27 protein-coding genes are annotated in these 26,434 nt (G+C 69.3%); 19 read left to right on the top strand and 8 right to left on the bottom strand.

The annotated features are described in order from the left end of the window. Nucleotides 1–260: 260 nt before the first annotated feature. From IFR14_RS03340 to IFR14_RS03330, 3 genes are all read left to right on the top strand, one after another. Nucleotides 261–1,844: a sugar ABC transporter ATP-binding protein gene (locus IFR14_RS03340; RefSeq protein WP_191940226.1), complete on the top strand. Its 1,584-nt coding sequence runs from the start codon at nt 261–263 to the stop codon at nt 1,842–1,844. After that, nucleotides 1,837–2,874: a substrate-binding domain-containing protein gene (locus tag IFR14_RS03335; RefSeq protein WP_191940225.1), complete on the top strand. Its 1,038-nt coding sequence runs from the start codon at nt 1,837–1,839 to the stop codon at nt 2,872–2,874. Before IFR14_RS03340 ends, IFR14_RS03335 begins: the two co-directional genes overlap by 8 nt. Nucleotides 2,875–3,191: 317 nt before the next feature. Continuing rightward, nucleotides 3,192–4,175, top strand: a complete 984-nt coding sequence (locus IFR14_RS03330) for a TerC family protein (RefSeq protein ID WP_191940224.1) — start codon at nt 3,192–3,194, stop codon at nt 4,173–4,175. A gap of 77 nt (nt 4,176–4,252) precedes the next feature. Here the strand turns inward: IFR14_RS03330 and IFR14_RS03325 are convergent, their stop codons facing one another. Further along, nucleotides 4,253–5,632: an FAD-dependent oxidoreductase gene (locus tag IFR14_RS03325; protein ID WP_191940223.1), complete on the bottom strand. Its 1,380-nt coding sequence runs from the start codon at nt 5,630–5,632 to the stop codon at nt 4,253–4,255. Nucleotides 5,633–5,643: 11 nt separating this feature from the next. Continuing rightward, nucleotides 5,644–6,399, bottom strand: coding sequence for an aquaporin (locus IFR14_RS03320; RefSeq protein WP_244650625.1), 756 nt, complete (start codon nt 6,397–6,399; stop codon nt 5,644–5,646). 48 nt (nt 6,400–6,447) lie between these two features. On the opposite strand from IFR14_RS03320, the gene IFR14_RS03315 reads away from it, so the two are divergent. Together IFR14_RS03315 and IFR14_RS03310 are read left to right on the top strand one after the other, a co-directional pair. Continuing rightward, entirely contained in the window at nt 6,448–7,122 is a 675-nt protein-coding gene (locus IFR14_RS03315) for an arsenate reductase/protein-tyrosine-phosphatase family protein (RefSeq protein WP_191940222.1), read from the top strand. 21 nt (nt 7,123–7,143) lie between these two features. Continuing rightward, complete coding sequence (locus IFR14_RS03310) at nt 7,144–7,542, top strand: arsenate-mycothiol transferase ArsC (protein ID WP_191940221.1); 399 nt, start codon at nt 7,144–7,146, stop codon at nt 7,540–7,542. A gap of 16 nt (nt 7,543–7,558) precedes the next feature. Here IFR14_RS03310 and IFR14_RS03305 read toward each other — a convergent pair whose 3' ends face one another. Then, complete coding sequence (locus IFR14_RS03305; protein ID WP_191940220.1) at nt 7,559–8,878, bottom strand: NAD(P)-binding domain-containing protein; 1,320 nt, start codon at nt 8,876–8,878, stop codon at nt 7,559–7,561. 84 nt (nt 8,879–8,962) lie between these two features. Between IFR14_RS03305 and IFR14_RS03300 the strand changes: the two genes are divergently transcribed. The 7 genes from IFR14_RS03300 to IFR14_RS03270 all read left to right on the top strand — a co-directional run bounded on the left by IFR14_RS03300 (nt 8,963) and on the right by IFR14_RS03270 (nt 13,267). Further along, nucleotides 8,963–9,310, top strand: a complete 348-nt coding sequence (locus IFR14_RS03300; protein WP_191940219.1) for an ArsR/SmtB family transcription factor — start codon at nt 8,963–8,965, stop codon at nt 9,308–9,310. Further along, nucleotides 9,307–9,831: a GNAT family N-acetyltransferase gene (locus IFR14_RS03295; protein ID WP_191940218.1), complete on the top strand. Its 525-nt coding sequence runs from the start codon at nt 9,307–9,309 to the stop codon at nt 9,829–9,831. Before IFR14_RS03300 ends, IFR14_RS03295 begins: the two co-directional genes overlap by 4 nt. A gap of 91 nt (nt 9,832–9,922) precedes the next feature. Next, a complete protein-coding gene (locus IFR14_RS03290) occupies nt 9,923–10,612 on the top strand; it encodes an SOS response-associated peptidase (RefSeq protein WP_191940217.1) in 690 nt (229 codons plus the stop codon). Between the two features lie 129 nt (nt 10,613–10,741). Continuing rightward, a complete protein-coding gene (locus IFR14_RS03285) occupies nt 10,742–11,392 on the top strand; it encodes a TetR/AcrR family transcriptional regulator (protein WP_064295974.1) in 651 nt (216 codons plus the stop codon). Between the two features lie 59 nt (nt 11,393–11,451). Continuing rightward, nucleotides 11,452–12,237 carry an MBL fold metallo-hydrolase gene (locus tag IFR14_RS03280; RefSeq protein WP_191940216.1) on the top strand — a complete coding sequence of 262 codons (786 nt, stop codon included), beginning with the start codon at nt 11,452–11,454 and terminating at the stop codon, nt 12,235–12,237. Nucleotides 12,238–12,317: 80 nt separating this feature from the next. Further along, on the top strand, nt 12,318–12,854 hold the full coding sequence (locus IFR14_RS03275; RefSeq protein ID WP_197977367.1) for a hypothetical protein: 537 nt from the start codon (nt 12,318–12,320) through the stop codon (nt 12,852–12,854). Between the two features lie 23 nt (nt 12,855–12,877). Then, nucleotides 12,878–13,267: an MmcQ/YjbR family DNA-binding protein gene (locus IFR14_RS03270; protein WP_079704704.1), complete on the top strand. Its 390-nt coding sequence runs from the start codon at nt 12,878–12,880 to the stop codon at nt 13,265–13,267. A 20-nt stretch (nt 13,268–13,287) separates the two neighbouring features. Here the strand turns inward: IFR14_RS03270 and soxR are convergent, their stop codons facing one another. Further along, the gene (gene soxR, locus IFR14_RS03265; RefSeq protein ID WP_255377972.1) at nt 13,288–13,731 is read right to left on the bottom strand and encodes a redox-sensitive transcriptional activator SoxR; all 444 of its coding nucleotides are present in this window, start codon (nt 13,729–13,731) and stop codon (nt 13,288–13,290) included. A gap of 193 nt (nt 13,732–13,924) precedes the next feature. On the opposite strand from soxR, the gene IFR14_RS03260 reads away from it, so the two are divergent. Continuing rightward, entirely contained in the window at nt 13,925–15,112 is a 1,188-nt protein-coding gene (locus tag IFR14_RS03260) for an ATP-binding protein (protein WP_191940215.1), read from the top strand. After that, complete coding sequence (locus IFR14_RS03255) at nt 15,109–16,425, top strand: tetratricopeptide repeat protein (protein ID WP_191940214.1); 1,317 nt, start codon at nt 15,109–15,111, stop codon at nt 16,423–16,425. Before IFR14_RS03260 ends, IFR14_RS03255 begins: the two co-directional genes overlap by 4 nt. A gap of 432 nt (nt 16,426–16,857) precedes the next feature. On the opposite strand, the gene IFR14_RS03250 is transcribed toward IFR14_RS03255, so the two are convergent. Next, a complete protein-coding gene (locus IFR14_RS03250; protein WP_191940213.1) occupies nt 16,858–18,129 on the bottom strand; it encodes an HNH endonuclease signature motif containing protein in 1,272 nt (423 codons plus the stop codon). 300 nt (nt 18,130–18,429) lie between these two features. On the opposite strand from IFR14_RS03250, the gene IFR14_RS03245 reads away from it, so the two are divergent. Beyond that, nucleotides 18,430–18,726: a hypothetical protein gene (locus IFR14_RS03245; protein WP_079704698.1), complete on the top strand. Its 297-nt coding sequence runs from the start codon at nt 18,430–18,432 to the stop codon at nt 18,724–18,726. A gap of 10 nt (nt 18,727–18,736) precedes the next feature. Further along, nucleotides 18,737–19,252 carry a hypothetical protein gene (locus IFR14_RS03240; protein WP_191940212.1) on the top strand — a complete coding sequence of 172 codons (516 nt, stop codon included), beginning with the start codon at nt 18,737–18,739 and terminating at the stop codon, nt 19,250–19,252. A gap of 32 nt (nt 19,253–19,284) precedes the next feature. Here IFR14_RS03240 and IFR14_RS03235 read toward each other — a convergent pair whose 3' ends face one another. The 3 genes from IFR14_RS03235 to IFR14_RS03225 all read right to left on the bottom strand — a co-directional run bounded on the left by IFR14_RS03235 (nt 19,285) and on the right by IFR14_RS03225 (nt 22,883). Beyond that, complete coding sequence (locus tag IFR14_RS03235; RefSeq protein WP_191940211.1) at nt 19,285–19,476, bottom strand: YbdD/YjiX family protein; 192 nt, start codon at nt 19,474–19,476, stop codon at nt 19,285–19,287. Beyond that, nucleotides 19,476–21,797, bottom strand: a complete 2,322-nt coding sequence (locus IFR14_RS03230) for a carbon starvation CstA family protein (RefSeq protein WP_191940210.1) — start codon at nt 21,795–21,797, stop codon at nt 19,476–19,478. Before IFR14_RS03230 ends, IFR14_RS03235 begins: the two co-directional genes overlap by 1 nt. Nucleotides 21,798–21,875: 78 nt before the next feature. After that, nucleotides 21,876–22,883: a LacI family DNA-binding transcriptional regulator gene (locus IFR14_RS03225; RefSeq protein WP_191940209.1), complete on the bottom strand. Its 1,008-nt coding sequence runs from the start codon at nt 22,881–22,883 to the stop codon at nt 21,876–21,878. 110 nt (nt 22,884–22,993) lie between these two features. On the opposite strand from IFR14_RS03225, the gene IFR14_RS03220 reads away from it, so the two are divergent. Genes IFR14_RS03220 through IFR14_RS03210 form a run of 3 tightly spaced genes read left to right on the top strand, consistent with a single transcriptional unit; the run spans nt 22,994 to nt 26,384 of the window. After that, a complete protein-coding gene (locus tag IFR14_RS03220; RefSeq protein WP_191940208.1) occupies nt 22,994–24,043 on the top strand; it encodes an alpha/beta hydrolase in 1,050 nt (349 codons plus the stop codon). Further along, nucleotides 24,040–25,056 carry an alpha/beta hydrolase fold domain-containing protein gene (locus tag IFR14_RS03215; RefSeq protein ID WP_191940207.1) on the top strand — a complete coding sequence of 339 codons (1,017 nt, stop codon included), beginning with the start codon at nt 24,040–24,042 and terminating at the stop codon, nt 25,054–25,056. The genes IFR14_RS03220 and IFR14_RS03215 overlap by 4 nt, the downstream gene beginning before the upstream one ends. After that, nucleotides 25,056–26,384 (top strand): MFS transporter, encoded by a 1,329-nt coding sequence (locus IFR14_RS03210; protein WP_191940206.1) that lies wholly within the window; start codon nt 25,056–25,058, stop codon nt 26,382–26,384. The genes IFR14_RS03215 and IFR14_RS03210 overlap by 1 nt, the downstream gene beginning before the upstream one ends. Nucleotides 26,385–26,434 lie beyond the last annotated feature (50 nt).

Genomic DNA, 26,434 nt, shown 5'->3' with positions numbered 1-26,434 from the left:
TCTTTGAGACCCGCGGTCCCGACGATGGGTGCGGCGTGAATGTGACGTGCGTGGTGCTGCGGTGACGCAGGTGGTCGGTGATTGTTAGCGATCACATCTGCGTTGTGCTGAACATTAGCCACGGCTCGAACCGGTTGTCAACAGGCAATGTTAGCCCTCACAATTCTTCCGGAGCGGCCTCCCGGCGGCGCCGTCGCGCGCGCTAGAGTCAGGTGATCAGCGGACACCCCGGCCGCGACCACCTCGATGGAGAGTTGCAGATGACCTCGCCCACGCCACTCGTGCAGTTGCGCGGTGTCTCCGTGAGCTTCCCCGGCGTCAAAGCGCTCGACGACGTCGACCTCCGGTTGTTCCCCGGTGAGGTCCACTCCCTCATGGGCGAGAACGGAGCGGGGAAGTCGACCCTGATCAAGTCGCTCACCGGGGTCCATCGGATCGACAGCGGAAGCATCCTCCTCGAGGGACGAGAGGTGTCGTTCTCGAGCGTCGCCGACGCCCAGGCGCACGGGATCAGCACCGTCTACCAGGAGGTCAACCTCCTCCCCAACCTGACCGTCGCCGAGAACATCCTCCTCGGCCGCGAACCACGCCATGCCTGGGGAGGGATCTCGGGGAGGCGCATGCGCGAGCGCGCCCGCGAACTGCTCGCCGTCGTCGGACTCGACATCGACCCGGCCTCGCAGCTCTCCGCCCACCCGCCGGCGATCCAGCAGCTCGTCGCGATCGTCCGGGCGATCGCCGTGCGCACCAAGGTGCTCGTCCTCGACGAACCGACCTCGAGCCTCGACAACGACGAGGTCACCGAACTCTTCCGGGTCATCTCGATCCTCAAGGCCGAGGGCGTCGCGATCCTCTTCATCTCGCACTTCCTCGACCAGGTCTACGAGATCTCCGACCGACTCACGGTGCTGCGCGAAGGCCGACTCGTCGGCGAATACCTCCCGCACGAACTGCTCCGGATCGACCTCGTCCACAAGATGATCGGCAAGGAGCTCGCGACCTTCGACGAGATCCGACGCGGGCTCGACACCTCCGACGAGGGCGACGCCCTGGACGGTGAGGACCCGTTCGTCGCGGCGATCGGGCTCGGGCGCCAGGGTGCGATCGAACCGATCGACCTGAAGGTCTACGAGGGCGAGATCGTCGGCATCGCCGGCCTGCTCGGCTCAGGACGGACGGAGCTCGCCAGACTTCTGACCGGCGTCGACCGGGCCGACACCGGCTCGGTGGAGGTGGCCGGGAGGGCCACCCGCCTCGGATCCCCGCGTCGCGCCCTCAAACAACGGATCGTCTACGCGTCGGAGAACCGTCGCACCGAGGGCATCATCGGCGACCTCAGCCTGCGCGACAACATCGCGTTGGCCCTCCAGGCGGACCTCGGGTGGTTCAGACGGATCCCGCTGCGTCGCCAGAACGAACTGGCCGAGAGCTACATCCAGGCGATGGGCATCAAACCGGCGAATCCCGATGCGCTCATGAAGGAGCTCTCAGGCGGGAATCAACAGAAGGTACTCTTGGCGAGGTGGCTCGCGCTCGCTCCTCGACTGCTCGTGCTCGATGAACCGACCCGAGGCATCGACATCGGCGCCAAGGCCGAGATCCAGAAGCTCGTGACCCGGCTCGCCGAGAACGGTCTGTCGGTCGTGTTCATCTCAGCCGAACTCGAGGAGGTCCTGCGCATCAGCCACCGGATCGCCGTGCTGCGCGACCGACGGAAGGTCGCCGACCTCCCGAACTACGACCTCACCGTCTCGAAGCTGCTGGCCGCGATCTCGGAGGGGCCGGACGAGGCCCCGCCGGAACCGATCACGACCGCCGACGACGAGAGGGGACCGCGTGGCTGAGCCGTCCCGTCATGCGACGATCTTCGACGTCGCGCGGCTCGCGGGGGTCTCGCACCAGACCGTGTCACGGGTGCTCAACGACCTCCCGAACGTGCGCCCGGCGACGAAGGCGCGGGTCGACGAAGCGATCAAACAGCTGCGCTACGTCCCCTCCCCCGCCGCCAGGACGCTCGTCACGAAGCGATCCCGGACCATCGGCCTCATCGCCACCGGCGGCACCGAGTTCGGGCCCTCGTCCTCGGTCCTGCACTTCAACGCCGCGGCCCGCGACGCCCGCTGGTCGGTCTTCACCGCGAACATGGTGGACAGCGACCCGGGTTCCGCGCGTGCAGCGGTCGAGGGGTTCCTGCGCCAGAACGTCGAGGGGATCGCCGTGATCAGCGCGCGCGAGGGGGTCACCGACATCGTGGCGGGGATGGAACTCAGCGTGCCGCTCGTGGCTCTGCACGCCACACCACGTGCAGGTATGGTCACCGTCGGCGTCGACCAGTACGCCGGCGCGCGTGCCGCGACCGCCCACCTCATCGGGCTCGGCCACCGGCGCATCGGGCACCTCGCCGGACCACCGGACGCGATCGACGCCCGCGAGCGCGAGCGCGGCTGGCGAGACGAACTCGCCACCGCGGGTCTCGTCGCTCAGGTCGTCGGGACCGGCGACTGGACGCCGACCTCCGGATACGCTCTCGGCCGTCAGCTGGACGACGAGGTCACCGCGGTGTTCGCCGCCAACGACCAGATGGCTCTCGGGCTCATGCACTCGCTCACCGAACGCGGACTCCGGGTCCCGCTCGACTTCAGCGTCGTGGGGTTCGACGACATCCCCGAGGCGGAGCACCTCTCGCCGCCGCTCACCACCGTGCGGCAGGACTTCGAACAGGTCGGCCGGACGCTGCTCGCGACCCTGCTCGACCACGTCAACGGGGAACCCCCGGGAGCGGTGTCACCCTCGGTACCGGAGCTGATCCTGCGCGACTCCACGGCGACGGCGAACGCCGAGCGCTTGGCGAGGCGCCGGGTCGACGTCCCCTGAGCACCTCCGGTCCCTGAGCCTCAGCCAGCCCCTGCCCCCACACCGGTCCCTCAGCCCCATCCCGGTCCCTGAGCCGCCCCTCCTCCGGTCCCTGAGCCGCCCCTCACCCGGTCCCTGAGCCTGTCGAAGGGCGAATTCCCAGGTACCCGTCCACCCCCTGACCTACACTTGTCGGAGCAGGGGGAGTACTCCTTCGCGACATGCTCGTCAGTACGGATCCGCCATCGGGTCCCGGGGTGTCGGCTCTCATCGAGAGTGGAGAAGACCGTGTTCCGACCATCGCGTCGGAGTCCCGTCCTCGAGCCCCTGGAGCCACCATGGCCGTCACCCCGCTGATCTGGATCATCACCATCGGTGTCACGATCCTCTTCTTCGTCTACGAGTTCTTCGCGCACGTGCGGAAGCCCCACGAACCGACGATCGCCGAGTCGGCACGCTGGTCGATCTTTTACGTCAGCCTCGCCCTGCTGTTCGGCGTCGGTATCGGCCTCGTCTCCGGCTGGACGTACGGCGGCGAGTACTTCGCCGGGTATCTGACCGAGAAGGCGCTGTCGATCGACAACCTGTTCGTCTTCCTCATCGTCATGGCCGGGTTCGCCGTCCCGAAGGCGTACCAGCAGAAGGTGCTGATGATCGGCATCATCATCGCCCTCATCATGCGCGGCGCGTTCATCGCCGTCGGCGCCGCACTCATCGAGAACTACTCCTGGATCTTCTACCTGATGGGCGCGCTGCTGCTGTTCCTCGCGTACCGCCAGGCGTTCGGCAGCCACGAGAGCGACCCGGCCAACGGAAAGGTCGTGGGATTCGCCCGCCGCATCCTCCCGATCACCGACACCTATCACGGTGACCGACTCTCGGTGAAGATCGACGGCAAGCGCTTCTTCACGCCGATGCTGCTGACCATCGTCGCGATCGGGTTCGTCGACCTCGTGTTCGCGGTCGACTCGATCCCCGCGATCTACGGCCTCACCGAGCAGGCGTACATCGTGTTCACCGCGAACGCGTTCGCCCTGATGGGCCTCCGCCAGCTGTTCTTCCTCATCGGTGGTCTGCTGGAACGCCTCGTCTACCTCGCCCAGGGTCTCGCCGTCATCCTCGCCTTCATCGGCGTGAAGCTCGTGTTCCACGCCCTCCACGTGAACGAGCTGCCGTTCATCAACGGCGGTCAGCACATCGACTGGATCCCCGACATCCCGATCTGGTTCTCGCTGCTCTTCATCGCCGCGACCATCACCGTGGCGACGGTCGCCTCGCTCGCGAAGACCCGTCGCGACGCGCGGGCCGGCCTCGAGCGGTAGGGGTCGACCGACCGCACATGCGCTCCTAAGCTGAGCGCATGTGCGGTCGCTTCGTCGTCGGAGCGGCCGGCGGCCTCCTAGCCGTTCAGGGCGCTGAGACTCCGACTCCATGCCTGTGTCGCGACCTGCACGGCGTCCCACGGGGAGCCGAGTGGCGGCGTGTACGAGAGGTCAAGGTCGCTCATCGCGTCAACCGTCATGCCGTGGTGCAGGGCGGTGGCGTAGGTGTCGACGCGTTTCGCGATCTCCGCGCCGCGGGTGCCGACGAGCTGCGCACCGAGCAACAGCCCGCTGTCGGTCGCTCCGGTGATGCGGATGCTGATCGGTGTTGCGCCCGGGTAGTAGGCCTTGTGGTCGTCCGCGATCGCCGTGGAGCTGTGCGGCGTGTATCCGGCCGCGACCGCTTCGTGGTCACGGAGCCCGGTGCGAGCGGCAACCAGGTCGAAGACCTTCACCACTTGGGTGCCGAGGCTGCCGGCGAAGCGGGTGTTGCCGCCGATCGCGTTCTCGCCAGCGACCCGGCCCTGCTTGTGCGACGTCGTGCCGAGCGGCAGATACGTGACGCCCAGCAAGCGGTGGTGGGTGACGATGCCGTCGCCCGCCGCCCAGACGTGCGGCAGGCCGGTGCGCATCTGCTCGTCGACGACCACCGCACCACCCGGCCCGGTCGACGCGCCGGCCTCGGTCAGCAGGCTCGTGTTCGGCTGCACGCCGACGACGACGAGCACGAGCTCGGCGCTGCGCTCGAATGGCCGGCCGTCCTGCAGGCCGGTCACGGTGAGGCCAGCGCTCGTCTTGCTGAGGTGCTCGACGCGGGTGCCGGTGATGACGTTCACGCCGTGGCGGGTGAGTTCGTCGTGGACGAGGGAACCCAGTTCCGGGTCGAGGGTGGAGAGCACCTCGGGGCCGCGCTGCAGTTGGGTGACCTGGAGGCCGCGGACAGTGAGCGCTTCGGCCATCTCCAAGCCCACGTACCCGGCGCCGACGATGATCGCGGTGCCTGGCTGGTGGGTGTCGAGGTAGTGCTCGAGGGCGAAGGTGTCGCCCATCGAGTGCAGCAGGTGCACGCCGTCTGCGGGGCCGAGCTGGTCGAGGCCGGTGATTCCGGCGGTGGAGGGTGAGGCTCCGGTGCCGACCATGAGTTCGTCGTAGGCGATCGTCGATTCCGTGCCGTGCTCGTCGCGGACGGTGAGGCGCTGTCCGGCGACGTCGATCCCGGTTGCGAGGGTGTTCAGGCGCAGGGTCATGCCGGTGGCTTCGAGGTCGGCGTGGGTGCGGTGCGCGAGGGACTGCCAGGGCTGGACCTCGCGGGAGAAGTAGTAGGGGATGCCGCAGATGGAGAAGTTCGGGTAGGCGTCAGCGACGATCACCGTCACATCCACGGAGGGGTCGAGTTCGCGGGCGCGGAGAGCGGTGGAGATACCGGCGTCACTGCCGCCGATGACTGCGAGATGCATGAGGGTGCCTTTCAGAGCTGAGCTGCAGGTTGTGGAGCCACGGCCGCAGCGGTGCTGCGCGCGGGAGTCGGATAGAGCACGAGGACCAGGCCGAGCCCGAGGATCGCGCCGATGAGTTGCGCGGCGATGAACGGGCCGACCGAGGCCGGGGCGATCCCGGCGAAGGTGTCGGTGAACATGCGGGCGATCGTCACGGCCGGGTTCGCGAACGACGTCGAGCTCGTGAACCAGTACGCCGCCCCGATGTAACCACCGACCGCAGCCGCGGTCACCGCGCCCTTCCCGGAGCGAGCTAGGGCGAAGATCACCAGGATGAGCCCGGCAGCCGCGACGACCTCACCGAGCAACGTCCCAGCGCTCGCCCGGTCCGTCGTGGAGAGCACTGGTGCTGTGCCGAACATCGCCCCGGCCAGTACGGTGCCAGCGATTCCGCCAACGATCTGCGCGGCCACATACGGCGGGACGTCGCGCACCGGCAAACCGTGCGGGGTGCCGCGGCTCACCCACCAGTCCACGAGTGACACCACCGGGTTGAAGTGGGCCCCGGACACGGGCCCGAGCACCAGGATCAGCACGGTGAGCCCGAGCGCTGTCGTCAGGCTGTTCTGCAGCAACTGCAGCCCGACGTCATCCGGGGACAGTCGTTGCGCCATGATCCCGGAGCCGACGACGATCGCCACCAGGAGTCCGGTGCCGACGAACTCGGCAAGCATCCGACGCAGCAGGTGCGGTCGGACCGGGATGGGAGCGGGATTCGATGGGTTCATGGCGGCATCATCTTGACTCACAAAGTTACTTCAGTCAATATTGAACCAATGAACGTCGAACGAACTGAAGTGGTCGAAGCGCGGGCGGCGAAGCACGCCGCGCTGAGCGATCCCACGCGCCTACAGATGATCGACCTGCTGACGTTGGGTGACCTGTCCCCGACGGAGATCCGGGTCGCACTCGGCACCCCGGGCAACCTGCTCACGCACCACCTGAACGTGCTCGAATCCGTCGGCATGATCACCCGCACGACGTCCGAAGGCGACAAGCGCCGCAGCTACGTACACCTCACCCCTGGCGGGTTCGACGGCCTGATGCCCGGTGCTGCAGGCGCGGCCAGCCGGGTCGTGTTCGTGTGCTCCGCGAACTCCGCCCGCTCACAACTCGCCGCCGCCCTCTGGGCGCGCCAGAGCACCATTCCCGTCGCCTCCGGCGGCACGCACCCCGCCGAGCGAATCGCGCCCGGCGCGATCGCCGCCGCCGAGCGCCACCAGCTCGCCCTCCCGTCGAGCGCGCCGAGCGCCCTGGACACGGTGCTGAGTGATGGGGACTTCGTCATCACGGTCTGCGACAACGCGCACGAGGAGATCGGCGTCACGGGCGATCTGCACTGGTCGATCCCCGACCCGGTGCGCGTCGGCACCGACGCCGCGTTCGACGCCGCCTACACCGAACTGGAGCGCCGCATCGCGGGCCTCGCTTCCCGCCTGCTCGCCTCCTGACCAGAAAGCACCAGCACCCTCATGACCACGACCAAGCCCGTCGTCCTGTTCATCTGCCAGCACAACGCCGGCCGCTCCCAACTCGGCGCAGCCCTCCTCGAACACCTCGCCGGAGACCGCTTCACCGCCACCTCAGCAGGCCTCGCCCCATCGGGTGCCGTGAACCCTGCGGTCGCCGCGACCGTCGCTGAGCTCGGCCTCGACATCACCGACCGAGCGCCACGGGCGGTCACTGCCGCAGACCTGGATCAGGCCGACGTCGTGGTGCTGATGAAGCCCGGCCTGATCTTGCCTGCCACCCCGCGCGGCGAGGTCTTGGCCTGGTCGTTCCCGAACCCCGAGGCCTGGGACGTCGAAGCCGTGCGCCCGCTGCGGGAAGCCGTGGCCGAGCAGATCCGCACCGAGCTGCTCGCCCGGTAGCTCCCGCAGCGAGCGGTCAGACGCTTGCCGGCGCGCGACCGATCTGCAGCACCTGCTCCGGCACCGCGCAGCACGAACCACCCAGCGACGCACCAGCGGCATCGAACAGGCCGGCCCCGCCACACACGCCGGTGTCCGGGAGGACCAGTTCCACCCGCTCGGCCGCAGCCTGGTCGCCGGCGAGGGCTGCGACGACGGAGCGGACCTGCTCGTAGCCGGTCATCGCGAGGAACGTCGGGGCACGCCCGTAGGACTTCGCGCCGACGATGTAGAAATCCGGTTCCGGCTGCGCGAGATCCTTCGCACCGGTTGCGGCGACCGATCCGCAGGAGTGGAGGTTCGGGTCGACCTCGGCCGCGATCCGCACCGGAGCCTGCAGCGTCGCATCCAGCTCGATCCGCAACTCCGACAGGAACGACAGATCAGGCCGGAATCCGGTCAGCACGATCACCCGATCAGCGCCGGGCAGCTCGCGGCCGTCCTCCGACACCAACACGGTCTGATCGCCGTCGCGCGTCACGCGCTCGACGCGGAAGCCCGTCACCAGGTTGATGAGGCCACCGTCGACGAGTTCCTTCGCCTTCACACCCAGCGCTCCGCGGGCGGGCAGCTCGTCAGCGTCGCCGCCGCCGAAGGTGTTCCCGACCGTGCCGCGGCGCAGCACCCAGGTGACCGTGGTGTCCGGGTTGCGGCGTACGATCCGCGCGAGCGCGATGACCGCGGTGACCGCGGAGTGCCCGGACCCCACGACGACGGTGTGCTTGCCCTCGAACCCGGCCCGGTTCCGGAAGTCCGGGATCCGGTAGCTGAGCGTCTCGGATGCGGCCCGCTCCCCGAGTGCCGGCAGACCGTCCGCCCCAGCCGGGTTGGGCGTCGACCAGGTGCCCGAGGCGTCGATGACCGCCCGAGCGTCGAGGCGGTACTCGCCGTCCGCGGACTCCACGTGCACCGTGAACGGCTGCTCTGCCCGGCCGGCATCGACCAGGCGATCGCGGCCACGGCGGGACACGCCGACGACGCGGGAACCGAACCGCACCCGCTCTCCCAGGGCGTCAGCGAGCGGCGCGAGGTAGGAGCTGATCCACTGCGCGCCAGTCGGGTACCCCGTCGTCGGCGCCGTCCAGCCGGTCAGTGCGAGCAGTCGAGCGGATGCCGCGTCGACCAGCTCGGACCAGTCGGAGAACAACCGCACGTGACCCCACTCCGACACCGCCGCAGCAGCCGAGGAACCGGCCTCGAGGACCAGCACCGGAACGTCGCGCTCCACCAGGTGCGCTGCAGCAGCCAGCCCCTGCGGCCCTGCACCGATCACGACCACGGGCAGCTCGTTCACCATCATCAGCTCCAATCGACAACCATCAATGCATCGAGACTGATCGATACATCGACAGATGTCAATACGACGTGTCAGAATGTGTCCATGCTGATCGAACTGCCCCTCCTGGAAGCCGACGCCACAGCGTGCTGCACCCCCGTGACCGGCGGGGTGCTCGCGCTCGACGAAGCCGAGCGGATCGCGCACACCTTCAAAGCGCTCGGTGACCCGACCCGTGTCCGGCTGCTGTCGCTGATCGCAGCGAGCGAGGGCGGGGAGGCGTGCATCTGCGACCTCACCGAGCCCGTCGGGCTCTCGCAGCCCACCGTGTCGCACCACATGAAGATCCTCGTCGACGCCGGGCTCGCAACCCGCGAACAGCGCGGCCGCTGGGCGTACTTCCGCATCATCACCGACGGGCTCGAACGCGCCTCCCAGGCGATCCGCCCGTGACCGACGCCGTCACCATCCGTCCGCTCGACGCCGCCGACTGGGCTGCGGTCGAGACCATCTACCGCGAGGGCATCGCCACCGGCAACGCCACCTTCGAGGCCGACCCACCGAGCTGGGAACAGTTCGACGCAGGCAAGCTGACCATCGGCCGACTCGTCGCCGTTGATGATTTGGGTTCGGTCGTCGGGTGGGTCGCCGCATCGCCGGTCTCTGCGCGCGAGGCGTACCGCGGCGTGGTCGAGCACTCTGTGTACGTCGCCGCGGCAGCGGCAGGACGCGGCGTCGGAACACGGCTGCTCTCGGCATTCATCGCGGCCGCTGATGACGCCGGGATCTGGACAATCCAATCGAGCATCTTCCCCGAGAACATCCCGAGCCTGGTCCTGCACGAACGAGTCGGGTTCCGCACGATCGGGCATCGCGAGCGGATCGCCCGCATGAGTTATGGACCCTACGCCGGACGCTGGCGTGACACGGTACTCCTCGAGCGGCGGGCCCCTTCACCTCCGCTTGACGTGTGAGAACTCTCGTAACCTGGTGCCCCTCGGCCGAATAGTCGCCCGCTGCCGGGGAGGCCTCGACCTCACGGTTCCCCGCTTCTAAGCTGAGCGCATGTGCGGTCGCTTCGTCGTCACCGATTCCACGTCCACTCTCCTCGCGGACCTCGTGGCCGAGTTCGAGGCGCCTGCGCCCGACTACAACGTCGCGCCCACCACCGAGGTGACGGTGGTCCGCACCCGGCACGAGGAACGGACCGCGACCAGCGCCCGTTGGGGCTTCGTCCCCGGCTGGGCCAAGGACTTCGCGAAGCAGCGCCCGCAACCCATCAACGCGCGCATGGAGACGGTCGCGACCGCCTCCATGTTCCGCAAGGCCTTCGCCTCGGCACGGTGCATCGTCCCGGCCAGCGGGTACTACGAGTGGGTCGTCACCGAGACCGGCAAGCAGCCCCACTTCATCCACGACCCCGAGGCCGCGCTCGCGATGGCGGGCATCATCAGTGCCTGGCCCGACCCCAGCAAACCTGAGGGCGACCCGGACAAGTGGCGTCTGTCGATGGCGATCATCACGCGGGACGCGCACGTCTCACCGGGCGAGGTCCACGACCGCATGCCCGCCTGCCTCACCCCCGACGGCTACGACGACTGGCTCGGCGACCACCTCGACACCGACCAGCTGTTGCAGCTGCTCGACCGGGAGTCCTTCGCGGTCTCCCACGACCTGACCCACTACGAGGTGACGCGCGACGTGAACAACGTCCGCAATACAGGCCCGCGCCTCATCGAACCGCTCCCGGCCTGAGTGGTCGGTGCGGGTGGTCGTCGCATCCCTCAGCTTCCTCACAGACGCTCGTCTAAGCTAGACGAACGTCTGACTCAGACGATCGTCTAACGGCCCGATCGACGGGCCCTCCACCTCGAAGGAGCGCCGGTGAGCGGTCTGCGCCAGTACGCGATGAACCAGGTCCGCGACGAGATCATCGACGCCGCCGGGCTCGAGTTCGGCCGGAACGGGTACGCCGGGACGTCGTTCTCCGGCATCGCGTCCGTCATGGGCAAGCCGAAATCGGTCATCGGGTACCACCTGTTCCCCTCGAAGCGGAGCCTCGCGCACGCGGTGATCGCGGAGCAGGACGAACGATGGCAGGCGGCGGACGCACGGATCGGCGTGCCTTACGGCGCGCTCCGGTGGGTGACGATGATCCTCGCCTCCGCGCAGGAAGCGCAGCGATCCCCCATCGCGATGGGCGCCATCCGGCTCCTGCACGAACTGCCACGGATGGACGACCCGGTCTACACGGTGTTCGACTGGCGGGCGTACACCCGCACGAACCTCCGCATGGAGGCCGCAGCGCACGATCTCGACCTCCCGGACCTCGACGGCGTCGCAGACGTCCTGCTCGACGCCTGCTTCGGACTCGTCACCACGACGGTCGGCGACGACGATGCGGCTGAGCTCAGCGAGCGACTGATCACCCTGATCCGGCCGATCCTCGCGACCGTCGATCCCGCCGGCGCTGCAGCCACGACGACCGCCGCAGCGGCCGCTCATGAGCTCGTCGCCGGACCGGCCGAACACTGACCCTCTCCCGAGCACCGACCCCTCCCCCGAACCCCGTCTCCGCAATCGGAAGGACGCCCATGTCCCAGATCGACGCCGTGCCGAACGGCACCACCCGCAGCACCACGGTCACGGATCGGGTACACCTCGTGCAGGGTCCGTCCGTCAACTGGATCATCGTCGAGGGCGACCTCGGGCCGGTCCTCATCGACACCGGCTACCCCGGCGACGGCGCGGCCGTCACCGCGACCCTCGGCGCGCTCGGCTACGCGGTCGAGGACGTGCAGGCGATCCTCCTCACTCACGGACACAGCGACCACATCGGCAACGCGACGTTCATCGCCGGGTTGGCGGAGTGTGACATCCTCGCGTCCCGCGACGAGATCCCCAACGTCCGCCGGGAGGTGCTCGAGCAGGTCGGACTCGCCGACGTGCAGCCACATCTGGAACGTCCCGGGGTCGCCGCCTGGGTCAGCCACGCCGTCGAGGCCGGCGGACTCGAGGTCGTGCCGCCGACGTCGGTCACCGCGATCGAGGACGTGCCCGAGCTCCGGGCGACCCTCGGTGTCGCGGTCCGCCCGCTCCCCCTCCCCGGCCACACGCGCGGGCACCTCGGATTCCTCCTCGTCGAGCACGGCGTCCTCGTCGCGGGCGACGCACTCGTCACCGCGCACCCCACCAGCCCGCACGACGGCCCGCAGTTGCTCCCCGAGATGTTCCACGGCGACCTCCAGCGCGCCCGCCAGTCGTTGACGACGCTGGCCGGACTCCCGGCCTCCGTCGTGCTGCCGGGACACGGCCCGGCGTTCTTCGGCTCGCCGGCGCAGGCAGCGGCCGAAGCCCTCGCCTTCGGGAGTGCGTTCTGAACCTCCGGCTCCCCGTCGGACCCCTGCGATAGCGTTGGCCACGTCCCCGAACCCGGATCCCGAGCCACGAGGAAGTGACCATGAAGAACCCGTTCCGCCGCGACGGCAGCCCGAACGACGACAGCCCGAACGACGACAGCCCGGTCGATGAGCAGATCGACGCCCCGGAGCAGCCGAACCAGGGCCGCACCCTCGAACCCGCTCCCGAGGTGCTGACCGAGCTCGACGCACTGAACGAGGCCTGCCGGGCGGCGCCGGACGACATCGACGCTCAGATCCGGCTCTGGCGGGCGGTCGCCGCACTCGACCGGTGGGTCTTCATCAACCGTGGTCCGGAGGACAACCCGCGGCCGTACGCGCTCGCAGCGCAACCCGGGAACCTGATCGGCATCTACAGCAGCGGGACGCGAGCGCAGGAGGCCGCGTACGCGAACGGGCTGGTCCCGCCGGACGCCACGGTGTCGCTGCTCGCGGTCCCGATGCCTGCGGCGATCGACTGGGTCCGGTCCTTCGGCGAGCACGGGGTCGTCGGCGTGACCATCGACTACCCGCGCCTCGGCGCCTGGTGCCCGCTGCAGAACCTGGCGGGGCTCAAACCCACGGACAGCCAGGGCTGACGCCGACTCCGAGGAGGACCACGATGCACGGCTCGGAGCTGCAGGACCGGGCGGCACGCCGCGCCGACGAACTCCCCGGTGCGGAGCTGACGCACCCGTTCGGCGAGGAGTGGGACGTCTACAAGGTCCGCGGCAAGGTCTTCATGCTGCAGACGGGGGCGACGGGCGAACCCATCGTCACCCTGAAGGCGAGGCCCGAGGACAGCCACAGTCTGCGCGAGGCCTTCCCCGACATCATCCCCGGCTATCACATGAACAAACGGCACTGGATCTCGCTCAAGCCGGATGGCGAGCTCGAACCGGCGTTCGTCGACGACCTCGTCACGGAGTCGTACCTGCTCGTCGTCGAGGGACTGCCGAAACGGCTGCGGCCGGTCGATCCAGCGACGTTCGGACAACGCCGCGACGGCTGAACACCGGGCAGGCAGTGCACTCAGACCGGGATGCGCCTGGCGCCGGTGCCGGTGTCGCCGAGCTCGTCGTCGGGGTTGAGGAGCGTGCACGCCTTCATCGAGAGGCAGCCGCAGCCGATGCAGCCGGTGAGCTCGCGTTCGAGTTGCTCGATCCCGCGCCGACGCTGTTCGAGGACCTTCTGCCAGCGGCGGGAGGCACGCTGCCAGTCCTCGTGACTCGGGGTGCTGGAGAGCGGCACGTCGGCGAACGCCTCCGCCACGTCCTCGAGCGGGATACCGAGGCGCTTCGCGACCGAGATGAGCGCGACGCGGCGCAGCATGTGCCGGGGGTATCGCCGCTGGTTGCCGGCGGTCCGCTCGGACCCGATGAGGCCGAGCCGCTCGTAGTAGTGCAGCGCCGACACCGCGACGCCGGTGCGACGACTCATCTCGCCGACACTGAGCAACTCGTCCGGACTGTGCACGGTGTCCCACCCTCGTTCATCGCATCGACCTCAAGCCGCCTTCAGGTCCGACGCTCGTCTCGACGGTACACGAGCGGGTCGGGGCGGATGGGGAGCGCTCCCCATCCGCACGCTCAATGCCGGCGGACACCTGTCGCCGATCAGTGTGCCGCTGGCAGGATGGTCGGAATCGCACATCGACCGGGGGGACGACATGACGCAGGACGAGGACTTCCTCGAGGTGATCGCGGCGGAAGTCGCGCAGGATCCGCAGAACGCCGCGCTCCGCGAGGACTTCGTCACCCTGCTGCTGCAGCACGACGTCGACCGCGCGGCGCAGGAGGTGACGACCTTCGAGCGACTCGGGGGCGACCCGGCGCGGGTCCGGCTGCTGCGCGCCCGCGTGATGGCGGCGCGACTCCGGGGAACAGCGACCGACACCTCGATCGAGCCCGACCGCTCGGCGATCCCCGCCCCGTCGGCATCCGAAACCGCCACCATGCCGATCGACCAGCCGAGCCTCTGGGACGCGGAACGACCAGCCGTCACGCTCGCGGACGTGGCGGGACTCGCCGACGTGAAGCAGCACCTCGACTCGACGTTCCTCGCGCCACTCCGCAACCCGGAGCTCGCCGCAGCGTTCGGGCAGAAGCCCGGCGGTTCACTGCTCATGTACGGCCCGCCCGGCTGCGGCAAGACGTTCATCGCCAAGGCGATCGCCGGTGACCTCGGGGCGTCCTTCATCCACGTCACCCTCGCCGACCTGCTGAGCAAGTGGCTGGGTGACAGCGAGAAGGCGATCCAGAGTGTCTTCCACGATGCTCGGGCCGCCGCTCCATGCGTCATCTTCTTCGACGAGTTCGACGCGCTCGGTGGCCGCCGCACGTCCGGGGGCGGATCGCAGTCGATGCGTACGATCGTGACACAGCTGCTCGAGGAGCTCGACGGAGTGGCGGACGAGAACGACGGCGTCTACTTCCTCGCCGCGACCAACCGCCCGTGGGACATCGATCCGGCGTTGCGGCGCCCAGGCCGCATCGACAAGACCGTCCTGGTGCTCCCGCCCGACGCCGTCGCCAGAGCGGCCATCCTGCAGGGCGGCCTCGACGGCAAACCGACGGACGAGGTCGATGTGATCGCAGCGGCCGCAGCGACCGAGGGCTTCTCCGGTGCCGACATCGCTCAGGTGACCAGGATCGCACTGCAGCAGTCACTCACCGCCTCGATGAACGCTGGCACCATCGTGCCGGTCGACACGCAGGCGCTCCTCGACGCCGCAGCCGGACTCACCCCCTCGACGGCATCGTGGTTCGACCAGGTCGCACCGGTGCTCGAATACGGTGTCGACGACGGCACCTTCGCCCAGCTCCGGGCGTACCGCGTGCAGCACGGGCTCCGATGAGCGACCCCGTCGGCGTCGAACGCGAGGCCATCGAACACGACCGCGACCTCGCCTGGGAGCTCTACGACTTCCAGCCCGAACACCCGCGGATCCCCGAGCTGGCGATGAGCGTCCTCGCCCGGGCGCCGCAGTTCACCGGGATGATCATCCTGCTCTCCATGCACCGGCAGGCCTGCGGCGACGTCGATGAGGCCAGACGCCTCCTCCGGGAGTTGCTCGGCCGACGCGACCGACAGTTCCTCGGTGCACTGCGTCGCCTGCGCGATCTCGAAGGGTCCGAGGGCGACTTCGCGGAGGCCATGCGACTCGGTGAACTCGTCCTCCGCGAGGACCCGGAGGCGGACTGGTTCGACCACATGGACCACGCGGCCGCCGTCGCGATGGCAGCCGATCCCCAGCGCGGGTGGGCACTCATGGACGACGCGGTCGAGCTCGCCGGCCGGACCGCCCCGGAGGCCCACGCCGGCGCGCTCGGGCTCCGAGCCGTGCACTTCCTGTCGACGGGCACCCCACCCGGTCGATTCCTCGTCGCCGCGCAGCAGGCGATCGAGGCGGATCCGAGCGAGATGACGCTCTCGACGGCACTGGCCTTCGCCTATCTCTACGACTACCGTCCGCAGGAGGCCCTGGAACTCCTCGCCCGGGTCCTGCGTGAGGACCCGATGGACGGGGTCGCCCAGGGCGGGATGATCGTCGCGCGGGCGTTCCTCGATCCCATCGAGCGTGGCGTCGGGACGATGGACGACCTGCGCCGGGCCGGCATGGGCGAGATCGCCTGGCGGATCCTGCGCGACAAGCTCTTCGAGGCCGGGCTCGCCGACGCATTGGCCGCTCTGGACCCACTGCTCCCGGAGGAGCTGGCGGCCTCGCTGCGCCCGTCGCTCGACCTCGACGCCGCGGGCGCGAGCGGCGGTGACGACAAGGTGCTCGCCTGGCACGACGGGCAACTTCCCGGCACCGGCGGGCGTTGGGGCGACGGTAGCCCGTTCCGTCTCATGAGCGGCGCCGAGATCGGCGAGATGGACGAGGCGATCGAACGGGACCCGGAAGCGTGGCCGCAGTGGGACGCCGAGCGCGACTACTACACGCAGCTCTTCACCGACGATGCGGGCGCCTACCTCATCGAGGGTTCCGGCGGACGGCTCCTTCGTCGTGCCGCCGGACGTGACGACGAAGAGGTGGCCGCGAGCCTCACCGACTGGTTGTGGGACCGCGTCGTCGCCTTCGGAGGCGACGACCCGCGCCCGGGACGATCAGCGAGTGGATCGACACCGCCGGAATCGCCTGGCGGGCCCTCCGTTCAGCGGCCCTGAGTCAGGTCGGCCGGCGGCCAGGAACAGACGACGTCGCACGAAAGACCTTCGACAGGCTCAGGGACCGGAGCTACGCGGGCACACCCATCCCGCTCGCTGAGCTCGTCGAACTGCCCACGAGGACTCCTCATCGTTCCGGGCACACCCATCCCGGTCACTGAGCTTGTCGAAGTGCCCACGAGGAACCCTTCGACAGGCTCACAGCCGAAGCTACGCGGGCACACCAATCCCGGTCACTGAGCTCGTCGAACTGCCCACGAGGACGCCTCATCGTTCCGGGCACACCTCTCCCGCTCACTGAGCTTGTCGAAGTGCCCACGAGGAACCCTTCGACAGGCTCACGGCCGAAGCTACGCGGGCACACCCATCCCGGTCACTGAGCTTGTCGAAGTGCCCACGAGGAACCCTTCGATCCGAGTACGTCGAGGCAGGTCAGAACGGTGCGGGATCAGGCTCGGTCCGGTGGTGCTTCCCGTCAGGTGTCGTCCAGTCGAGGACCCCGCCCGGCCGATGGTCGAGGTTCCACCCGGGGAGGTGCTTCATCCGGTGGTGATGTCGACAGAGGCAGGCGAGATTGCCGACATCTGTCACCCCGCCGTTTTCCCACGCGACCGAATGGTCGAGGTCACAGGCCCTGGCTCGCCTCCCGCAGCCCGGTGCCCGACAGGTGCCATCCCGCATGCGCACCGCCCGTTGCAGATCGGCTGGAACCCGGTACTGATTCCGCCCAACCGACAAGACCGCGCCGGTTTCCGGCTGGACCAGGATCCGGGTGAAGCTCGGTGCATTGACCGCGATACGTGCTGCGGTCTCCGGGTCGATCGGGCCGTACCCGTCGAGGGTGGCCGGGGCGTCGCTGACGCCGGCCATGCCCAGTGCCGGCACCGTGATCTGCACCGTCGGCTTGATGTGCTCCTGCACCTCGATCGGGTGCGGGAGGACCGGGCTCGACATGACGTCTTCCGGGGTCACGCCGGTGAGTGCGAGCGCCGCGAGGGCGTCGGCCTGCAGTTGTCCACAGGTGCGGGTGTCACCGGCATTGCGTGACTCCGCCGCGGCCGCCTCGATCCGCTCGACGATGCCCTGCGCGATCGGCGCTGCGATGAACAGGTGTACCCAGGCCATGCCGTCGGCTGCGGGTTCGAACTCGACGCGGCGGTCGGCTTCGGAGCGGGTTGCTCGGGCGGTGATGGACTCGGGGTGGAGGCGCTCCCGCAGGACGCGGGCGCGTTGCCGGAGGTACGAGACGGTCGCGCTCTCGGCTACCGGAAGGACCTGTTCCAGGAACGCTGCCCGACCTGCGGCCGGGACGTCGCACAGCTGGTCGGTGATCACCTGCGCATGCCGAGCCGAGATACGGCCGGCCTCTAGTGAGGCGAGCACGGCGGGTGCGTCGTTCACGAGGCGCTCGGCGTCGTTGGTCGCCCGCTGGATCGTCCGCTCCGGTATTCGGGTCGCCATCGCGAGAGCCGCACACGTCGACCGGCGGGAGAGCGCCTGACGCTCGGCCGGCGGGAAGATCACGGGGACCGTGGCGTCCGCGAAGGCATCGGCGTAGGCGGCGGAGCGGGCGAGGAGGCGCGCTATCCGTGCGTCGAGTACGGCCTGCTGCCGGTGGATCTCAGTCCACTCGTCCGAGAACTCCGCGAGGTGCGCGGCGTAGTCATCGCCGACGCGGGTCGCGGTTGGGGTGGTCTCGGTCATGGAACAAGTCCATCATGGACCACTGACATTCCAGATGCCGAGTCGCACCGGTTGCGGAAGTTGCTCGTGTGCCCTTCGACAAGCTCAGGGACCGGGAGAGGTTGCTCAGGGACCGGGAGAAGATCACCGGAGCGAGAGGTCCCACGTGTGCCCTTCGACAGGCTCAGGGACCGGTGGAAGTTGCTCAGGGACCGGTGGAAGTTGCTCAGGGACCGGGAGAAGATCACCGGATTCGGGAGGTCCCTCGGCAGGGACCGGAAGGGGTTCGTCCCGGAACACGACGTTCCGTAGGCTGGAGGGGTGAAGCTCATCGCCACCGTCCGCGACCGCGCGACCATCACCACCGAAGCCTCCGCACCCGACGTCGCAGCCCTGCGGGCCGCCGTCCTCGCTTCCACCCCGCCCGGGCACGCCCTCGCCGGGCTGCACGGCGGTGGCCGGGTGAACGGCGACCTCGTCGGCACCGCGGTCTTCCGACCGACGGCAACCCGCACCATCGAGGCCGAGGGCCGCGACTACCCGAGCGCTCGCAAGGCCCTCGAGGCGCTCGTGCCGGAGGAGCAGGTCGTCCTCTCCGTCCACGCCGTGGACCAGTAGGGACACCGGCATGAGTGGCCACGCGTTCGCCATCGGATCGATGGTGCGCGTCCATGAGGTCGTTTCCCCGCTCCCGCCGACCGACACCATGACGGCACTGCTGTCGGCGTTGCAGACGGACGGCTTCACCGTGGTTCCCGAGGAGTACGCCGCCGGTCCCTGGACTATCCGTTACGCCGTCATCGGGGATGACGCGGCCTCGAACTGGAGCGGGTTCGCCCTGGAGATCGTGCCGCTCCTCTCGTTGCTCGGCGTGCGTCGGCCGTTCGCGCGATGCGCGGTGCCGGTCGCCGTCCGGCCGACCGAACACGGCTCCGTCCTCCACACGACGACGGTGTGGGGCTTCCGGGGCGAAGCCGGGACGGTCGGCATGGTCGCCAAACGCGTCGCTGCCGCCACCGAACAGGCCACCAGGGCCGTCGGCGGGACCCACCAGGCCTCACTGTCGTTGCCCGACCGCACGGTCCCGATCGACGGCAGACGCTTTGAACGGCTCACCGGCTGGAAGCGGCGCTCGCGGGCCTGAACCGCTGGAGCAGCAGCAGCAGCAGCAGCAGCTCAGCAGCAGCGCGAGCCGGGCGTCCGGTCCTGCTCCGCGAAGCGCTCCCGCCAGAACGTGCGCTCGTCGGGGACCGCTGCGTCGGGATGGACGCGACGCTGGTGATCCACATAGGTGGCGTAGGCGGTGTCACCCATCAGCGAGGTGACGAACCACCGCAGCGCGGCCCAGCCCCGTCGTATGCCGGACATCAGTGCCCCGACCGCGCGGGTCGCTTGTCAGCATCCACGGTCGACCACTCCCGCTCGAGTGCCTTCTCCGCCTTCGTGGCGATGAGCCCCGACGGCGCATACCGGCGTGACGGCAGCGCCGGATCCTCCGAACTCGGCCCACCACCCGAGCGGAACGACCGCACCGTGTGCAGGATCGCGAAGAAGATGACGATGATCGCGAGGGTCACGAACAGGATCGAGAGCACTCCCTGCACGGTGGTGTTCCGCACGACCGCCTCCATCGCCGCCCGCGTCGGTGCATTGCCGAAGCTGTCCTCGCCCGCGGCAAGCGCCTCACGGAACGCCGCGTTCTGCGCCCAGTAGCCGACGGCAGGCACCGGCGAGAAGATCTTAAACATCGACGCGGTGATCGTCACCACGGCGGTGAACGCCAGCGGGACGGCGACGATCCACAGCCAGCGGAAGTTCCCGCGTTTCGCCACGATCGCCATGCAGACGGCGAGCGCGATGGCGGCGAGCAACTGGTTCGCGATGCCGAACAGTGGGAAGAGGGTGTTGATGCCGCCGAGCGGATCGGTGACGCCCATGATGAGGATCGCTCCCCACGCCGCCACCATCACCGCGGTGCAGATCCACGCTCCGACCCGCCAGTCCGGATCGCGGAACTTGGGGATGATGTTGCCGAAGGTGTCCTGCAGCATGAAGCGCGCCACGCGCGTCCCGGCGTCGACGGCGGTGAGGATGAACAGCGCCTCGAACATGATCGCGAAGTGGTACCAGAACGACATGAGCGATGTGCCACCGATGAGTTGCTGCATGATGTGCGCGAGGCCGAGGGCGAGCGTCGGCGCCCCGCCGGTCCGGGAGACGATCGACTCCTCCCCCACGTTCGCCGCCGTCTGCGTGAGCACGTCGGGTGTGAGGTTCACCCCGGCGAGGCCGAGCGAGTTCACGAAGGCGACCGCCCCCTCGACGGTGCCGCCCGTGGCCGCTGCGGAGGAGTTCATCGCGAAGTAGATGCCGCGGTCGATCGACAGTGCCGCGACGAGGGCCATGATCGCGACGAACGACTCCATGAGCATGCCGCCGTATCCGATGAAGCGGGTCTGGCGCTCCTTCTCGATCAGCTTGGGTGTGGTGCCGGACGCGATGAGCGCGTGGAAGCCGGAGAGGGCGCCGCACGCGATCGTGACGAAGAGGAACGGGAAGAGCGAGCCGCTCACGACCGGCCCGGCGTCACCACCGGCGAACTCGCTGAACGCCGGCACCGTGATCTCCGGGCGGACGAGGACGATCGCTCCCGCGAGCATGACGATCGTGCCGATCTTCATGAACGTGGAGAGGTAGTCGCGTGGTGCGAGGAGCAGCCACACCGGCAGGATCGCGGCGACGAAGCCGTAGACGATGATTCCGACCGCGATGACCGTGCGGTCGAGCGTGAACGCCGCGGCGCCCCACTCGGTCTCGGCGACCCAGCCGCCGGCGACGATCGCGAACATGAGGAGGACGAAGCCGATGATCGAGATCTCGGTGATCTTGCCCGGCCGGATGAACCGCAGGTACACGCCCATGAAGAGTGCGATCGGGATCGTCATCGAGACGCTGAAGACACCCCACGGGCTCTCGCCGAGCGCGTTGACGACCACGAGGGCGAGGATCGCGACGATGATGACCATGATCGCGAGCGTCGCGATGATCGCCGCCGTCCCGCCGATCACACCGAGCTCGTCACGCGCCATCTGGCCGAGGGAACGTCCGCCACGGCGCATCGAGAAGAAGAGGACGAGGTAGTCCTGCACGGCACCCGCCAGGATCACGCCGATGATGATCCAGATGGTGCCGGGCAGGTAGCCCATCTGGGCCGCGAGCACCGGGCCGACGAGGGGACCGGCACCGGCGATCGCCGCGAAGTGGTGGCCGTACAGCACCCGGCGGTCGGTGGGGACGAAGTCCTTGCCGTTGGCGAGGTACTCGGCCGGGGTCGCCCGCCGGTCGTCGGGGCGCAGCAGCTTGCGTTCGATGAGCTTCGAGTAGAAACGGTAGGCGATGAGGTAGGTGCAGACCGCCGCGAAGACGAACCAGATCGCATTGACCGTCTCGCCCCGGACGAGGGCGAGCATCGTCCAGGCGAGACCGCCGAGGAGGGCGATGGCGACCCACAGGATCACCTTCGCCGGGGTCCATCTCGGAGCGAGGTCGGCCTCGTCGACCGCCGTGGGCGGCAGCTCCGGATCCTGGACCAGGACGGGTTCGACCTCCCCGCCGCCCGCGGGCTGCAGCGCTCCGTCCCGCTTCGATCCTGCGCGTGCTCGGTCCTGTCGTCCGGCGTCGTTGCCCATGACGATTCCTCCCTCAACGGTGGTGTTCGTGCGTCGAGGGTAACAGCGTCGCTGCGGCGGGCGCTCGCGGCGTCGGGGTCAGACGCGGAAGGTGGTGCCTCGGACGACCAGGTCGGGTGCGAGCTGGACCGATGAGACGCGGGCGTGCTCACCCGACAGCCGACCGAGCAGGAGATCGAGCGCCGCGTACCCGGACTCCTCGAACGGCTGGCGGACGGTCGTGAGGTCGAGTGCCGACGCCAGCGGTCCGTCGTCGTAGCCGACGAGCGAGCGCCCCTCCGGCAGGTGCGCGCCGGTGACGCGGAACGCCCGATGCGCGGCGGCGGCCAGCTCGTCGTGGTTGGCGACCACGACGGTCGCTTCCGGGTCGGCCCGGAACGCCCGCTCGAGCGCGGCACCGACGGCTTCGACGAGGTCCGTCGCGGCGACGTCGGCCACGGCCTCGGAGATGGTGAGCAGGTGACCCAGGCCGCGCGCCCGCAGCATGCCGGCCGACACATACTCCTCGGAGCGTTGCGGTTCGTGGAGGAACACCACCCGTTCGTGACCGAGCTCCGCCAGATGTCGGGCGATGAGTTCACCACCCCGTTCGTCGTCGATGAGGACGGAGGGCAGCCCGAGCCGCCGCTGCGCGCCGTCCGGGACGTCGACGAGGACGACGGGTGGGCCGGGGAGCGCCTTCGACTCCAACGCGGCCGGTGACAGCGGCACGCCCATCACCACGATCCCGTCGATCCCCGCACGCATGGGAAGCGCGTCGAGGACGGGACTGTCGCTCCCCGCCGCCGAAGGGAGGTCGTGCACGACGATCTCAACCGAGTCCATCGCGGCGCGCTCCATGATCCCCGACAGTCGGCGGTAATAGGAGGCGTAACTCGAGAACGGCGCCGCGACGGCGATCCGCTGGGCACCGCTCGCGGCGGCACCACCGCGGTAACCGAGCTCCGTCGCTGCGGCGATGACCGATCGCCGCGTCGCTTCATTCACCCGCTGCGGGTGGTTGATGGCCAGGGAGACGGTGGAGATGCTCACGCCGGCACGCTTGGCCACCGCGTAGATCGTCGCCTTCTGCGGTCGCTCGTCCATGGCGCACCTCCTCCGACGATCCTAGCTCGTGAAAAGTTCTTTGATCGAAGTTCTTCGATAGCGGATACTCGAACCGGACACGGCATCGATGCCGGGATCGGAGGAACACCATGGCTCGGAGCAAGCCCACCGTCGACGCGTTCGTCACGGCGGTCTCAGGGCGTCTGGCAGCACTGCAGCAGACGCCCGAGCCGAAGGATCCCGTCGGGCGGCGTGCACACGCTGCCGCCTTCGACCGGATGTCCTCCGAGGCGCTCGGCACCGAGACCCTCGTGGCAGCGACCGAGGACCACACCGTCCACGTGCCCGGCCACCCGGACGCACGGCTCCGCGTCTACTGGCCCGACCAGCAGCGACTCCCCGCCCTGGCCGACGGTGCGTCCGGTGGTCGGCCCGTCCTCGTGTACTTCTTCGGCGGTGGCTTCACGATCGCCGGGATCGACTGGATCGGTTGGGATGCGGGGTTCCGTCGTCGCGCCAGGGAGGCCGGCGTCATCATCGTCGCCGGCGAGTACTCCTTGGCCCCGGAGGTCCGGTACCCCGCACAACCGGAGCAGTGCTGGTCCGTGTTCGAGTGGGCGGCCGAGCACGCGCGTTCACTCGGCGGCGACCCCGATCGACTCGCGATCGGCGGTGCATCATCCGGCGGGAACCTCGCCGCCGCCGTGACCCTCATGAACCGCGACCGCGCCAAGCGACCGATCCGGCTGCAGCTGCTCGAGGCTCCAGCGCTCGACCTGACGCGCGGACACCTCGACGCCCGTGGGATCACGCAGGTGCCGGGTGCCATCCTGCGTCGCCTCGCGCGCCAGCTCGTCGTCCAGTACCTGGGACCGGATCGGGCGATGCAGCGCGAACCGTACGCGTCGCCACTCCTCGCGACCGACCACCGGGGTCTGCCACCGGCCGTCATCTACACGGCGGAGATGGACCCGCTCCGCGGAGACGGCGAGGCCTACGCCCGCGTGCTGAGCGAGGCCGGCGTGCCGGTGAGCTGCGTCCGGTACATCGGGCAGACGCACACCTCCGGCGGGCTGACCGGTCACGTCCCTGCCGCAGACCACCTGCATCGCGACGTCATCACGACCCTGCGGACGCTCCACGAGGAGCCGGCGAGCTACGGTGCGCCGCTCCGCGAGCCGGCGGAGGCCTCGCGGTGACGTCCGTGGAGGAGCTGCGGCTGGATCCGGGCATCCTCGCCTGGGCTGCGCGGATCGAGCAGCACGCGGAGCAGCTGCCGGCACTCCGCTCCACGGACCTGGCCCTCCGTCGGCAGGCGGCGCGGCGGCTCTCCGACCTCCTGGCGGAGGAGTTCACCGAACCCGCGCCGTCGTCGGTCGAGATCACCACGAGCTGGATCGACGGACCGGCCGGGCCGCTCGAGCTCCGCCGATACCGCCCGGAAGGACTCCCGTCTCCGGCGCCCACCCAACTCGCGCTGCACGGCGGCGGCTTCACGTCCGGCACCGTCCACGAGCTCCTGAACGACCGACTCCTCGCCGCCCGGGCCCTCGCCGCCGGGATCCAGGTCGTCGCGCTCGGGTACCGACTCGCGCCCGAGCACCCCTATCCGGCCGCCGTCGACGACACCATCCACGCCCTGCGGGTCCTGACCTCCGAAGCAGGCCCGAGCCGTTTCGACGTCGACCCGGGCCGCCTGGGCATCGCCGGCAACTCGGCGGGTGGCGGGATCGCGGCGAGCGCCGTCCTCCACCTGCGTGACTCGGTTGACCTCCCCCTCGTCCATCAGGCGCTCGAGGTCCCCGCGGTGTCGCTGACCCCGTCGGGCGACTCCGCCACCCGGTACGCGCGCGGGTTCGGGCTGGACGACGCGGAGGCACTCGTGCCGCTCTACCTCGGCGGTCCGCGTGCGGCGGACGCCTACGCCTCCCCGCTCGAGGCCGACGACCTCTCGGACCTGCCGCCCACGCTGATCCAGGTCGCCGAGCACGACCCGCTCCGCGACGCGGGTCTGGCGTACGGACGCCGACTCGTGGAGGCGGGGGTCCCGACGGTGACGTGGATCGGGCGCGGCCACGTCCATGCGTCAGGTGGTCTCACGGCCGTCATGGCGGGCGCGAGGGAGTGGCAGGCGGTCCAGGCCACCGCGCTCCGTGAGGCCTACGGGACGAACCCGCTCGTACCCGAACCGATCCAGCCGAGGAGACGATGATGTCAGCTCACACCCCACCCACCGGTCCGTCCACGGGGCCAGTCGAGCCGGAGCCGCGCATCGGTGACGCCGTCCCCGTCGCGGCGGTCGATCCGGACGCCGTCCCCGGGTCCCCGCAGGCGCGCGGCTTCCTGCCGCTGTTCGTCCTGGCCTGGTTCGGGGTCACGCTGGCGCTCGGCACCATCAGCGGGGCGTCGATTCCGAAGGCCCTCGCGTTCCTCGACGACGCGACGAAGGGGACGAACCTCTCGATCGTCGCGGCGGTCGGCGGCGTCGTCATCATGATCATCACGCCGCTGTTCGGCCGGCTGTCCGACCGTTCGCTCTCGCGATTCGGGATGCGGCGGCCATGGATGCTCGGCGGAGCGGTCGTGGCGCTCGGCGGGGTCGCGATCCTGGCGACGGGTGACAGCCTCGCGGTGACGATCCTGGGGTGGAGCATCGTGCAGCTCGGCTTCGGTGCGACGAACATGGCGGTGCACGCGCTGCTCGCCGATCAGATCCCGGCACGGATCCGGGCGCGTGTCGCGGCCGCCGCCAGCGTCTCGGGCGGGCTCGCCCTGATCGTCGGTGCGCAGATCGTCGCCGCCCTCCCCAATGACGCGCGGTGGACCTGGTTCGTCGTGCCGGGCCTGATCGGCGGCGTCCTGAGCACCGCGCTCGTGTTCGGGCTCCGAGACATCGTGCGGACGGTACCTGCTCCGCCGTTGCGCGTGGCCGACATCTTGTCCACGTACTGGCTGAACCCCGTGCGCTATCGCGACTTCTTCTGGGCGTGGGCCTGCCGCCTGCTCGTGACGATGTCGATCGTCTCGGTGTCGATCTACCTGTTGTTCTTCATCATCGACCAGTTGGGCATCCCGAAGGAGCAGGCGTCGGGTATCCAGGCGAACGCGCTCATCATCTTCACGGTCGGGAACATCGTCATGACGGTCCTGTTCGGTTGGATCTCCGACCGGACCGGGCGACGCAAGCCGATCGTGCTCGTCTCCAGCCTCCTGAGCGCGGTCGGACTCGGGGTCGCGATCATCTCCCCCGACGTCACCGTGTTCCTCGTCGGCATCTTCATCGTCGGAGCGGCGCAGGGTGCCTACGTGTCCGTCGACATCGCCCTCACGACGGAGGTCTTGCCGTCGTTCGACGAGGCCGGCAAGGACCTCGGCATCGTCTCCCTCTCCTATCAGCTCCCACAGCTGCTCGTACCGATCGTCGCCGTCCCCCTGCTCGCGCTCGGTGGCGGGGAGAACTATCACGCGCTGTATGTCGCGGCGATCGTGTTCGCCGTCCTGGGCGGACTCGCCGTGCTGCCGATCAGGTCCGTGCGATGAGACCGGCACTTGCACGGTCAACGGATTGCAGGGGTTGGTTCCGGGGTGGT

This window comes from Plantibacter sp. CFBP 8775 (genome assembly GCF_014839505.1).
Classification (GTDB): Bacteria; Actinomycetota; Actinomycetes; order Actinomycetales; family Microbacteriaceae; genus Plantibacter; species Plantibacter auratus.
The sequence above is the reverse complement of the archived record's forward strand: the minus strand, read 5'-3'. Positions and strand labels throughout refer to the sequence as shown.